Consider the following 14,241-nt stretch of genomic DNA (forward strand, 5'->3'; position numbering starts at 1 on the left):
TTCGTTTTTTTTGCTGCTACTTTAAAAATGGTAAAGGTCTGCTCAATTAAGTTTCAACAAAACTTGTTAAATTACTCGATATCTACTTGTAAACGAATTAGGATTCTTTCAGCTACAGATGATTGAATTGGCTGGCTGGCCAACTTGCTAAGAAGAACGTAGCATTGTTCTCTTTCAGTTCTCGTCAATTCTACTCTTCCTGAAATTTGATGAATAACTTCAGCTGCATAATCTGCTACTTCTCTCCATGAATGATAATCGTGTTTTTGGGGATTTCTTGCATCTAACTCATCTGGGTTAGCAAGGATCCGAAGTATAAATAAATTAATTAATTCAACAGCATCAATTGAATGAATCATTTCAATCTTGTTTCTACTTATTCCAAAGATAACAGTAAAAACTTCTGGACGCTCGCCTTCAATTATTACTCTTTTCACCATTGAATAAATTGATTGCCACCATTTCAAGAGATCGGTGATTTTCATTTCTTTCTCGGGGTTAACTATCCAATGCATGGCAAAAAGTATTAAATCTTTTTCTCGATAACTTTCCTTCTGTTTGAGCTTTTCCCAAATACGAAGTAGCCAATCCCCATATTCATATGCAAGTTGATTATTGCTAACAGAAATACAAGCCACTTCTTTCAAGCCAAATACGATTCCAGTCAAGAAATCTACTTGATTCTTATCATCATCGAGTAATGGAAACTCTGAAGGTTTTGTTATAATGTCATCAACCAAGTTCCTTGCAAATAGTCGTTCATTTTTATGATTGGTCAACAAAGCCCGATAGCCGACAAGTTTTCCTAGTTTAGTTAAAAATTCATCAATAAACGGAATCGACTTTTTGCTCAATAATTTTCTTATCACCTGGTCTAATTGGGTATCAGTAAAACACTCTAAAAGCCGAATACCCCAGCTGAGGGCACTACCAGTTGTAGTATCTCCTAAAATGAGTTCTTCCAATAATTCGACTCTTTTCTTGTCAGTTCGAAACCAGTGCCACTCAGGAATCGCCAATACGCAAAGATATTGTTGATAAGGAAGAGTTTGGCTATAAACTTTTTTTATTTCAGTATAAACAATATCGAATATATCATCCCTATTACGAATAGTATCTTCTCTCATCACCTGTTCAAGTAAAAACAAGCTTTCTGTCCAAGAATCTGTGGGAATCATCATACTATGTCCCTGTGAAAAGTTTTCAGGTGTTTCTGGAAGGCTGCTGTGCTGCAGTAATGCCGTAGCAATTTGTGCAATCATGGTAGAGGTTTCAGCTGGAATAGGCAGTAATTCTGCACGATTAGCAGCAGTCTCAAGTTTCTCATGATAACTTTTTAGCAAATGCTGCAGCTCTCTAATTGGCCACGTATTAATTTTTAACTGATTCAGTGATGCGGCCAATCCTGGTAACACATGTTCAAGTAGAACGATAACATTATTAATTTTGTCCACTGAAGGTGAATTATTTGGATGCACAAGCTCATTCATCCGTTCATAAAACTTAATCATTAACTCTTTATCAATAGGATCGTCCCACTCTCCTACTGCACTTAAGATGTAGCGTTTATTATCACTTGAAGATACATTCTTCCAAACGGTACCATCAATTTCTTCTCTTGGGTCTCTAAGAATGGTGGAATACTCCTGTTCATGAAAATTCTTCAAGATAGATTTTAAATCTTCACTATCACTGATAGATATACTGGACAACAATATCCCTGCAACATACACACCATTTATGTAGTCAGAATGAGAAACATTGATCAAAATGCTATAAATCTGCATTATTTCTTCTTCTTTGACCGAATCCCACATTGTCTGAAACGTCCGAACCAACCAATAATGGCTTCCCCTTACATGATATATTCGTTCATCAAGAATCATTTCTTTTACTACTGAGAAGAGTTTTTCACCATTTTTCTCTTCTAAAAACAGCTGAATTAAAAAGATTCGAATACTAGCCAGAGGTGAATTTAAAATGAATGGAATAATCTGGTCTATGAAAAATTCAGGTTTTGTAGCCAGCCAATTTTTTAAACGCCGATGAACCCCTTTTAGAAGTTTAACCTCCATATCATTCTCATAGATACTATTCCAATAATAATAGCCAGATTGATCGTCAAGTAGCTTTTTGCCTGATTGTACCTCCACCTCTGAGCCTTGACGATAAGAAGCAATATAGTTTTCGTTTAAGTGTATGGCTAAAAGAAGATCAAGCGTAATGGGAAAAAAAGTGCATGGCAATTGGTCGATCAAAGGAGGAGCCTTGATACTATTGGTTCCTAATAATGACCAATCAATGACATAATACTCTAACATATTCTCAGAGGCTATTGTTTTATCCAAAGTAGGAAAATGCCCATCGTGAGATAGTCCTATTAATCTACAATATAATTCTCCCAACAGTTTGGAATAGCCTTTTTTTTCGGTTTGAACTCGATCCGCAAGTAATACTAAATATTCAAGAGCTGTGTGCCTTGTTCGCCCTGTGATTCTAAGAATTTCTTTTGATAGCCAGTCAATTACCAGTTCAAGATTTGCCCATCTGCATATAGTGGGAATGAGGTGCATCATCACCCATGAATCATTTTTTCTCAATTCGGTTTGAAATTTCCTTGCCTTTGTCCATTCTAAAATGGTATTTGCTATTAATTGGATATGGTTCCTTCCTTCATTGGCATGATTTTGTCGATAACCAGCTATAACTTCAAGATAATTAGCAAGCCGTTCTATTGTACCTTCTCCAATCCACGTTTGTTGTTCCACCCAAATTTTTGATGAGGACCAAGTTGAAAATACAGATACCCAGTCACTGTTCAAATGATATTGTGCTGAACGGATTAATGAATCGACGAAGTTGGGTTTAGGTTTTTTATTCCATTCTTTGATATTCATTGCCATATTCGGGAAAAGTCCTCCAAGGATACGAGCAATTTGTTCTTTTTCATGATCACTTGCATGGAAAACGTATTCTTCAATTGTGCACCCGTTTATATGGGACAATTCATTAACATCAGAAATAGCTTCTAATAATGCCCGTTGCGCACCAAACCGAATAATCACAGAAGACTGAACCGCATCTAATCTTGAAGCAATAATATCTGGATCTTCTTCACTTTCTTCTAGTATCCATTGTGCAATGGCAAAGTCTCGTAACAGAGAGTGGCGAAAATCGTAACGTGCCCGAGAGTTTACTCGTGTGATTAACCCCGACGATATTAATGATTCCAAAATTCCATCATCAATTTTCCCGGAGGGCACCCAATAATTTTTATTAGAAATTTGTTCGCAAGCTTCCTTAAGAACCTTCCAAATTTGAAGATGTTGTTCATTTAGAACAACATGTTCCCAATAAGCATTTAATAACCCGTGCCTTGTCTGAACATATTCCCCTGTTATAGAAGAGCCTGCAAATACACGGATAAAAATATCTAGATAAAGAGGGATTCTAATCAGAGTTTTGATACCTTTGCTAACATCTCGACTTATACCGTGCTGTTTTAATACAGACCTTACGACAGTTTCTGGCCATTCAGTCAAAAATAGTTTCTGCCATGTTTGCAAATTTTCCTTTAGCTTTCCTTGCTCGTTCCAATCTACTTTACGACATGTGACTACTCCCAAAAATCCCTCTCGCTGACTAACTGTGTGTAAAAGGGAAGATAGCATAGCTCGTTGTGGTTTCGCAATTTGATCTAATCCATCGACAAGTAGAATCAACCGTTTTTCGCATAATACTGCCAGATCTACTAATAAAAGAAGCGAACCTAAAAGAACAGATTTTTTCTCCTCTGATAGATAACTCACAACATCTTCGCTCATTAGCGAGAATATCTCAAATTTTGAAGAGGATGTATTTTTTAATTGTTTATTAAGCTCATATAAGGATCGTGATTTTCCATAACCAGCATCCGCTAAAAGAGCGATTGACTGTAGTTGTGTGTTCCAATCAATCTTAAAAATATTGTATTGTACTTCTTTTAATGATTTAGGTTGCAGACCTACTTCTTTCGTGAATTTGCCTTTCCAGTTGCTTAAGCAACCATGGTTATATTCATTCTTGAGTAACTGTGCAAGACGGAGGACATCGGAATCTTGTTCTAAAAATTTCTCTAATAATTTTATTTCACGAATCATTTGTGAAACAGTAAATAAATGAATTTTGTCAACCTCACTTGTAGCACAGTGGTTTACCCAGCCTTCAAGCTGATGCCGTAAAACGGAAGGTTCTGTTATAAATGTCAGCCTTTCAATCATCGATTCAACTTTCTGCTCCAATTCTTTACCGGAAACTAGAAAAAGCTTAAAACGAGCCAGTACAGATAAAGCAAATTCTTTGGAAACTTTACTTACTAATTTTCTTTCCCCAGAAGCTTTGGCTGAACAAATCCAATAAAGAGCCTCTTCAATCAATTGTTTTTCTTTTGCAACACGTTTAGGAGGTTCAAGAGGGACCGTCCATTTATTATAATCGTCAAAATTTGCTCGCTCGCTAAGCTGTGATAAAGCTTCAAATGCAGCAGGTAAATTATCTGAATTTATGACCAACCCTGGATATATGCTTTCTTTTTGTTCAACGTGAAAAATTTCTTCACGAATCCGCAGCCAAAAACTTACGCGGTCTTTTTGGCTAACAGCCCCGCTTTTCACCTCTAAAACAGTATGCTTTTCGTCTCCAATGACAAGAATGTCCCAATCTGTTGTCCCAGTAACTGGTGTGCGAGCTTCAACCCCAAATTGCTTTTCCTTATGTACCTTCCCTGCAATTTCATCTCTTTTTTGATTTGCAATATCCATAAAAACCTGGCGCAATAAATACAAATCTTGAAATCTAAACCCAAATCTTGATGTCTGTCCTGACATAATCCCACCTCTCAAATCATATTAGTTTCATTTTGAAGAAACGGTAGCGATAGATAAAGTTGATCAAAGGTCAATTAAATTTTAGCAAAAAAAGAAGCATTGGTTAACTCATGTTCCGAGTTTTTCCAAGCTTCTTTTATGTTATTTTCATGCCGATGTCATCAAGATAAAGAGTATCTATTAAGAATAGTAAATCCTGCTTGTGAATCAAAGAACTCTTCCGAATAATGGTACGGGTAATCTATCAGTTTGTTTTCACGAATGAATTCTTCGGCCTCATGATCCCATAAAATAGTAGGATCAGAAAGTGAACTATTAAACGATATCGGGCCAACATGTGAATTTAACGGATTCAATAGTGAATTCAAGTAGGCGGATGTCAATAATAGAATAAGTTCGCTCTGGGAAGGAAACAAGATTTCTAAATCATTTCTCCATATATCAGATAAATACAACAGATCATCAATTAATATAGGTACTTCTTCATTACTCCACTCATCATCGTTCTCATATAAATATTTTGGATCCAATATCTTTTTATTCAATTTGCACGTTAGCATGTAAATGGGAATATTTATAACCAGCTGAACATAACCGAATTTATGGTACTTATTAGGAAGTTCTAAAACTGCAAAATACACAGGCTTCTTTACACCACTGGATTTTTTCAAAGCATGCACAAATTGGTTAACCTTATGCTCAATACTATCAAAATCTGTAATTTTCATGGTGAATAGAGTATAATCGTCACCATTACCAAAGTTGGTTCTGAGGGTCCATTTTAAACCAAGCAATCCTTCTTCGGACACTTCACGTTCTAATCCTAATTGTTTAATAGGTTCGCAAGATTTATAGTCATATACATAAATATTATTGCCACAGTTAACAAGCTTAGTATATTCAGGCATGATTCAATTCTCCTTCAATCCAATTAAAAAGCACCTTTTTTGATATCTTGATACGTTTTCCAATCGTAATAACATGAAACTTTCCGGAATGAACTAACTCATAAGCTTGTTTTCGGCCAATTCCTAAAATTTGCTGCAAGTCAGATACATTTAACACATCTGGATAATTCTCATAGTCCTTGTACATAATCCATTATCTCCTTTACGTTCTCTACATAGTAATTGTGATACAGTATTTCACCGTACAGTTTGGAGTGGTATGAACCACTTTCAAGTTCTTTGATGTTGCATGAATTTATGTGTTCGTAAAAGTCTTCCAAATTGTTAATAATGATACTTAAAGGCTTTTTTAATCCATGTGATCTTAAATATTTCTTCTTGCCTGTTAATCTTTCATCCATGATACCTTTATTTAGGTAATAGATTATTTTTTTATTAGTGGTTGGATTAGATTTAATGACTTTTCGGTTAATCCATCCAAAGTCCCATAGCATTTCAAGATCATGCAACGGTATTTTTATTAGGTCGCATACAAAATGATAATGGACTGCACCAGAGCCTTGAAATTCAGTTACACCAATATATTTGAATGGTGGTAACTGTTTCTTTTCAAGATAATAATTAAGCCGCTTCTTAAAGTCGCAAAATTGTTTGTAACAAGCTTCTAAATCGGTAATGTCATGCTCCTTTGATGGCCTGAAGGTTAGTGTTAGAAATGCATATTGCTTGGGAAAATTGCATTCTAGTAGTCTCTTTATTTCAGCGCGAGCACGATTAATACTAATCTTTTTATTCGTATCATGAATCATTTTGTCAACTGATCCATAAGGTTTACGCCCACCTAATGATTTTCTTGATACAAGAGGTGGAGTTGATTGTTGCGAAACTTCCATTAATCTCCCACTTAATATTACCTTTGTATAAGATTTATTCATGTATCTTCCTCCTGTTACTTTCGTCAAATTAATCACTAAATATCATGTTATTTTTTTGCCACATGGCTCTTTTGTTACACCGGTGTTTATTGAAGTACTTCCTAGTAATATTATGTATTAGTTTTGGAAATTTCTTAAGTTTACTCTTGAAGCAATATGAATGGATTAGGATTAATATAGGTGTAAATAGTAGATGTATCTTTATATATTGAATTGATGCTATATTTATTAACGAATTGCTCGTATTAGCTATAAATCCTAAATACTAAGCCATTATGAACTAAAAAACCGACCAATCCGACTGAATAAGTGGACAAAGTATATTTAAAATATCGTGGAAGGAATATGCAAGGGATGATAAAGGGAGTTATTAAACCGTTATAAATATAGTGAAAATTGCTTTAACTACATAGACATTATTTTGAATCCTTTTTTAGATTCAATCGGCCGTAAACAGAATTTGTATAACTATTTTGGTTAATGCCTCCATTTACTCCCTCTCTTAATTTATCTTCCTAGCTGAAATACCTAAATTTCCCGTAAGTGGCAGAGGTAAAAGCAGGAAATAGTACCTAATATATCGAATGATAAAAGAAAAAAAGGTAAAGTGGTAAAATAATTTATTTTTAGAAACTATTTGTTTTAAGTATTTTTAATTTAGATGTTACATTACATAAATATTTTGTTAACATTAAAAGGGTAATTGTAAAAAACTTTGGAAATACACCTTTTCATGTTATTCAAATTGAACATAATGATAGAAATTTAATATGTTATTTTGTTGGTTTACGGAAAGGGATAGTGACTTTTGAATACTAGGGCAAAAGCGTCTATATAATCAATTGTGAAGTAAATATACAAAGTTTAAACGCATAAATGGGAGACTCTGTGATGATTAATATTAGAAAACTTGAGACCGAATTATGGGAATCAGCCGATTTGCTACGACAAGGTTCAAAACTAACTTCAAATGAATACTGTATGCCTGTTCTTGGATTAATTTTTCTTCGTTATGCATACAGCAGATTTAAGATGGTAGAAACAGAAATATTAAAAGATCGTCCTGTTCGCGGCGGTCGTGTGCTTCCAGTTGAACCAAAAGACTTTAAAACCAAAAATGCCTTATATTTACCGGAAGAAGCTAGATATAATTACTTGGTCACTCTCTCGGATGATGTAAACATAGGGAAAGCTGTCAATGATGCAATGGAGTTAATAGAGCAGCAAAGTCCTCAACTGGTCGGTATTCTTCCAAAAACATATACTTCTTTTAGAGATGAACTTTTGCGAGAACTATTACGCATCTTTAATAATAAAACGCTAGATGAAGTAGACGGCGATATTATTGGAAGGATTTATGAATATTTCCTCAGCAAATTCGCTCCAGCTGTCGCTTCAGATGATGGTGTGTTCTTTACTCCTAAATCATTGGTACAAATGATTGTAAACGTAATCGAACCAAAACGAGGCATTCTCCTTGATCCTGCTTGCGGAAGTGGCGGTATGTTTGTACAAACTGGTGATTTCGTAAATGCGAACGGAATTAGTGCTAACACTGCTATGACATTTTATGGTCAGGAAAAAGTTGAATACAATTCAAAGTTGTGTCTGATGAACATGGCAGTACATGGACTAAACGGAAACATCAAGTCCGGTGACGAAGCCAATACCTTTTATAGCGATGCGCATAATCTTGAAGGCAAATGTGATTATGTAATGGCAAATCCGCCTTTTAATGTAGACAAAGTTAAATCAGAAAGTGCATACAATGCTGGTAGATTGCCATTCGGTTTACCGAGTGTTAATGACAAGAAGGAAGTGTCCAATGCCAATTATCTTTGGATATCCTATTTTTATGCCTATCTTAATGAAACTGGCAGAGCTGGCTTTGTAATGCCGGCTTCAGCTACCGATAGTGGAGGAAAAGACAGGGAAATTCGCAAACAATTGCTTGAAAATGGCTCGGTAGATGTGATGCTTTCAGTAGGAAATAACTTTTTTTATACGAAATCTTTGCCGTGCACCTTATGGTTCCTTGATAAGGCTAAGAACGACGATATTATTGACAAAATGTTGTTTATCGATGCCAAAAATTATTACACCGTTGTTGATAGAACTTTGAATGAATGGAGTCCATGGCAGCTTAAAAACCTCAATGCAATTGTATGGCTGCATCGTGGAGAAACTGAGAAATATTTAAATTTACTCAAAGAGTATAAGCAAGAAATTTTGGGACGACTCACGGTACTCTTAGTAACTATGGAAAATGACCTTGCACTTTTGGAACGTTTCGCTGATCCTCTTAAAGAATTATATAAGGAAATCCAAACTGTATTAAAAGAAGCTTTCACATTGCAGAATTTATATACTTTGAATGACTTTCTTAAGAAATATATATCGGCCATGAATGAACAGTCAAAGGCTCTTTATTCTTATGGGGATGGTTTGGAAAAAGATGAGGTTAAAACGTATGTGCAAAAAATTAGTCAGGTCTTAACTACATGGACGCAATTTAAAAGGGGTACATCAGCTACTTTTGAATCAACAATTCAAGAAATTAAAACCTGTCGTAAAATAATCAAGGATGCTAAATGGCTTACTGAAAAATTTGGCGACGGGACTTATCAAGATGTGCTCGGTTTGTGTAAAAGTGCTTCACATTCTGAAATTGAAGAGAAAAATTATTCCTTTACTCCCGGTGTGTATGTGGGTGTTGCCCCTGTAGTTGAGACAGAAGATAATTTTGCGGAAAGAATGGTTGAGCTTCACAATGAACTTCTAACTCTTCAGACAGAAGAAAACGAGTTAATGGATAAAATTTTAGCTAACTTCGCGGGGTTGGGTTTATGATTTTTACTGATTTAATTGAGTTAAACCCGACAATTCCGTTTGAAAAGGGGAAGGAATACCCATTTATAGAAATGGCCAATGTAGATACTTACTCAAGAAGTCCAAAAGCTGTTGAAACTAAGAGATATTCTTCTGGGGTCAAGTTTCAAAAGGGAGACACAGTAATAGCAAGGATTGAACCTTGCCTTCAAAACGGAAAAGGATTTTTTGTAAACGAGTTGACATGTGGTTTCGGTTCAACTGAATTTCTCGTTTTTAGACCTAAATCCGAGGATGTGGATAATCGTTTTCTCTACTACTTTTTGCAGACTGACTATATACGAAAAAGTATGATCGCATCAATGACAGGTGCAACGGGTCGACAAAGAGTAAATAATAAAATTTTTGATTCCCTTGACATTACAATTCCAGACATTAGTACCCAGTGCCGTATTGCAGATATTCTCTCATCCTACGATGACTTAATTGAAAACAAGCAAAAACAAATTAAGTTGCTAGAGGAAGCTGCCATGGGGTTATATAAAGAATGGTTTGTAAAATTAAGATTTCCGGGATATGAGACCACCATTATTAAAGATGGAATACCGGATGGATGGAAAAAACTACCTTTGTCTGAAATATCGTCATTTAAATATGGAAAAATGCCTAAAAAAGAAAAAATTAGAGATAAGGGGTTTCCAGTATATTCAGGTTATAGAATCGTTGGATATTATGATGAGTTTATGTTTGAAAATGAAATGCTTATTGTTATCGCTAGAGGTGTAGGGGGAACAGGAGATGTAAAATTATCTCCAAAATACTGTTATTTAACTAATTTATCAATAGCATTTTTATTAAATGAGGAAACATATAAATACTACCTCTTTCAGTGTTTTAATCATAAAAATCTTAGAGAATTAGACACTGGGGCTGCACAATCGCAAATAACCATTGATAATTTGAGTAGATTCAAAGTGTTAATTCCTTCAGATGATTTATTAATAGAATTTAATGGTTTTATTTTCCCAATTCGAAGCAAAATTGACATTCTAGAGCAACAAATAAAAAAATTGACCGAGGCTCGCGACAAACTACTCCCTAGACTTATGAGCGGTGAAATAGAAGTGTAGAAAGAAGGTCTTATAATGAGCTGGGAATACTCCGAGAACATGTTAGTTCAAAATAGTTCTGGTAATCTACTACATGATACTTTGGGTTGGGATGTCGTCTATGCATACAATAAGGAGATATTGGGTGAAGGTGGAACAGTAGGCAGAAAAACATATAAAGAAATTGTCCTGGTGCGTTATCTCAAAAGAGCCCTTTTTGAGAACAACGACTGGCTTACGGACGAATTATGTGAAGAAGCCATTAAAAACCTGATGGCATATTCTTCTTCCAATTCTCTGATACAGATCAACCAAGAGAAATATGCTATGTTAAAAGATGGCATTCCTATTCAATTTAAAAAAACTAACAATGAATTTGAAATTCGGCGTGTTAAGGTATTTAACTTCAAAGAGCCGGAGAAAAATCATTTTCTAGCGGTAAAGGAAATGAAAATTCATGGTGATCTTTATCGTCGAAGAACAGATATTGTCGGGTTTGTTAATGGTATTCCACTTCTCTTTATTGAGCTTAAGAAGCAAAATGTAGATGTAAGAGATGCCTACGACTGTAACTATAGAGATTATCAAGATACAATTCCTCAATTATTTCATTTCAATGCCTTCCTGATGCTTTCAAATGGATTGGAAGCAAAGGTTGGTACGCTCGGAAGTAAGTATGACTTTTTTCACGAATGGAAACGTTTAAATGAGGAAGATGTCGGTTCTGTTGATTTAGAGACCATGCTTCTCGGTATTTGCCAAAAGAAAAATTTTATGGACTTATTTGAAAATTTCATACTCTTCGATAATTCAGGTGGTAGAACAGCAAAGATATTGGCGCGCAACCACCAGTTTCTTGGAGTAAACGATGCCATAGAGTCATATAAAGCACGCAAGATAAGAAAAGGAAAGTTGGGGGTATTTTGGCATACTCAAGGTAGTGGAAAAAGCTATTCTATGGTTTTTCTTTCACAAAAAATTCGCAGGAAATTCACAGGTTCTCCTACTTTCGTTATCTTGACTGACCGAGATGAACTTAATAAGCAGATTAGTGATACGTTTGAGGCTTGTGGATGTCTAGGTAATGTAGAAGCTAAGCAGTTTATTCCTTCAAGTGGTACAAGGTTAGTAGAAATGCTTAAAGGCAATCCAAGTTTTATTTTTACGCTCATTCACAAGTTTAATCAAACTGATGTTGAACCGATTATTCCAGATCATGACATCATTGTTTTGTCTGATGAGGCACACCGGACACAAAATGGTATTTTCGCTGATAATATGTGTGCATTACTCCCAACAGCATCAAGAATAGGATTTACCGGCACACCTCTTTTCGCATATGACAATATTACTGAACGTACTTTTGGAAGCTATATATCAATTTACGATTTCAAAAGAGCAGTCGAAGATGGCGCAACTGTACCACTTTATTACGAGAATCGAGCAGACATGCTAGATATTAAGAATCCTGAAATTAATGATGAGTTATTAAATGCCATTGAAGCAGCAGATTTGGATGTAAACCAGCAGGCAAAATTGGAACGTGAAATGGCCAAAGATATTCATATTCTTACTAGTAAGAAACGTCTAGATGAAATTGCACAAGATTTTGTTAATCACTATACCGAACTATGGACAACCGGCAAGGCAATGTTCGTTTGTGTTAATAAGATAACTGCTGTTCGAATGTACAACCTTGTTCAGGAATACTGGGATCGGAAAATTGCAGAAGTTGAAAAGGAACTTGAAGGGGCCACACAGCAAGAGCACATGGAAATCAGTCGTAAGCTACAATGGATGAAAGAGACAGAAATGGCTGTCATCATTAGCCAAGAACAGAATGAAATTGCCACATTTCAGAAATGGGGATTGGATATAAAACCACACCGCGAGAAGATGGAGAAACGAGAAATGGATAAAGATTTTAAAAATCCTGATCATCCATTCCGTATTGTGTTTGTCTGTGCAATGTGGCTAACTGGTTTTGATGTAAAATCATTATCTACTATCTATATGGACAAACCATTGAAGGCCCATACTCTGATGCAAACCATTGCCCGCGCTAATCGCGTCTACGAAGGCAAGAGTAATGGTTTAATCGTGGATTATGTTGGAGTTGTCAAAGCCCTTAGAAAGGCACTTGCTGATTATACTGCTAAAAAGGGAGGAGATACCTCTGACCCAACGCCTGACAAAGAAAAGTTACTGTTGCGAATTTTTGAATTACTAAAAGAGATTACGGATTACATGGCTGAGAAAGAGTTCAATTTGTCAAATCTTGTCCGTTCATCTGACTTTGTGAAGCTCGCGTTAGTAAGAGAAGGGGCCAATGTGATGTGTGTGTCTGCTGAAGTTAAGAAACGGTTTGAAATCATGGCAAGAGAACTATTCAAGCTATTTAAATATGTTGAGCGCAATGAAGTGTCTGATGACCATAGAGCGTATAAGAATGCAATAAGTGCAGTTTATGACCAGATGCAAGAGAAACGAAAACATTCCGACACTAGTGATCTGATGATTCAACTTCATAATATTGTCAGCGAATATATAATTGTTCTCGACGATTTTAAAGTATCTGAAGAAACTAAGAGGTTTGATATCAGTCGCATTGATTTTGAACGCTTGCAACAAGAATTTGCTAAAGCACGCAACAAGAATCTTTTGCTGAAAGACTTAAAAGACCTAGTTGAAGATCGTCTTGCAGAAATGATGAATCGAAATCCTGCTCGAATCAATTATTACGAACGTTACCAGAAAATCATTGAGGAATTTAATGCCGAACAGGATAAGGCAGTAATTGAAAAGACCTTTATTGATCTCACCAATTTTGTAAATGATCTCAATGATGAAGAAAAACGCTATGCTCGTGAAGGGTTCGATAGTGATGAGGAATTAGCAATTTATGATCTTCTCTTGAAAGATTCATTGACTACGAATGAAATTAAGAGAATAAAGCAGTTATCAAAAATATTACTGGAAAAAATTAAGGTAAAAATTGCTGAACTTGATCACTGGACAGATAAAGAAGAGACACAAGCTGCTGTAGATGTTCTAATAAGGGATACATTATGGAGTGAATTACCTGAAAGTTATGATGACTCGTCACTTACTTATTATCGACAAAAAGTATATGAATTTGTTTATACAGCATACCGAGCATCATGATGAAATAAGAGTGGAGGAGATTTATCTTCTCCTTTTTGTTTACACAAAAATTTTAAATCTAATTTATATTGTGGTTACCAGAAATGTAAAGTAGAACGATAATTAACATTGATGAATTGTATCAAAAATACTCATAATATTGTTACAGTTATAAATTAATGGTTTTTTTCAGCAAACAGGTCAATATCTTTTATCGAGCGTTATGTAATTTTGCTTTTAGTAAAAAATAATTTGGTTTTTAACATTAACAAAAATTTTTAATGCGAATGATATAATTAAAGTATTATTTTCAAGGAAACAGTTATTGCTATTCTTCAAAAATCAAATTCTTATAGGGCACTTTTAAAAACAAAAAAACAAATTTTCTAAAAGACTTTTGATTAATAATAATGGGAGGTTTTTAATGTATATTGAGTAATAAAAAATCCAA

At 35.1% G+C, this 14,241-nt stretch carries 7 protein-coding genes; 3 read left to right on the forward strand and 4 right to left on the reverse strand.

Annotated features, from left to right (window positions below; all coding sequences use genetic code 11):
• Positions 1–71: 71 nt before the first annotated feature.
• The 4 genes from RCG17_RS20035 to RCG17_RS20050 form a co-directional block, all read right to left on the reverse strand.
• Positions 72–4,865, reverse strand: a complete 4,794-nt coding sequence (locus RCG17_RS20035; RefSeq protein WP_308171842.1) for an NACHT domain-containing protein — start codon at positions 4,863–4,865, stop codon at positions 72–74.
• A 161-nt stretch (positions 4,866–5,026) separates the two neighbouring features.
• Entirely contained in the window at positions 5,027–5,773 is a 747-nt protein-coding gene (locus RCG17_RS20040; protein WP_308171843.1) for a hypothetical protein, read from the reverse strand.
• A complete protein-coding gene (locus tag RCG17_RS20045) occupies positions 5,766–5,960 on the reverse strand; it encodes a helix-turn-helix domain-containing protein (RefSeq protein WP_308171844.1) in 195 nt (64 codons plus the stop codon). Before RCG17_RS20045 ends, RCG17_RS20040 begins: the two co-directional genes overlap by 8 nt.
• Positions 5,944–6,708: a rolling circle replication-associated protein gene (locus RCG17_RS20050; RefSeq protein ID WP_308171845.1), complete on the reverse strand. Its 765-nt coding sequence runs from the start codon at positions 6,706–6,708 to the stop codon at positions 5,944–5,946. Before RCG17_RS20050 ends, RCG17_RS20045 begins: the two co-directional genes overlap by 17 nt.
• A gap of 891 nt (positions 6,709–7,599) precedes the next feature.
• Between RCG17_RS20050 and RCG17_RS20055 the strand changes: the two genes are divergently transcribed.
• From RCG17_RS20055 to RCG17_RS20065, 3 genes are read left to right on the forward strand one after another with little or no spacing between them, the layout of a single operon-like run.
• The gene (locus RCG17_RS20055) at positions 7,600–9,558 is read left to right on the forward strand and encodes a type I restriction-modification system subunit M (protein WP_308171846.1); all 1,959 of its coding nucleotides are present in this window, start codon (positions 7,600–7,602) and stop codon (positions 9,556–9,558) included.
• Positions 9,555–10,667: a restriction endonuclease subunit S gene (locus RCG17_RS20060; RefSeq protein WP_308171847.1), complete on the forward strand. Its 1,113-nt coding sequence runs from the start codon at positions 9,555–9,557 to the stop codon at positions 10,665–10,667. The genes RCG17_RS20055 and RCG17_RS20060 overlap by 4 nt, the downstream gene beginning before the upstream one ends.
• A gap of 15 nt (positions 10,668–10,682) precedes the next feature.
• Positions 10,683–13,811, forward strand: a complete 3,129-nt coding sequence (locus RCG17_RS20065; RefSeq protein WP_308171848.1) for a type I restriction endonuclease subunit R — start codon at positions 10,683–10,685, stop codon at positions 13,809–13,811.
• Positions 13,812–14,241 lie beyond the last annotated feature (430 nt).

Origin of the sequence: Neobacillus sp. PS3-12 (assembly GCF_030915385.1) — a bacterium.
Taxonomy (GTDB): Bacteria; Bacillota; Bacilli; order Bacillales; family Cytobacillaceae; genus JAEVLT01.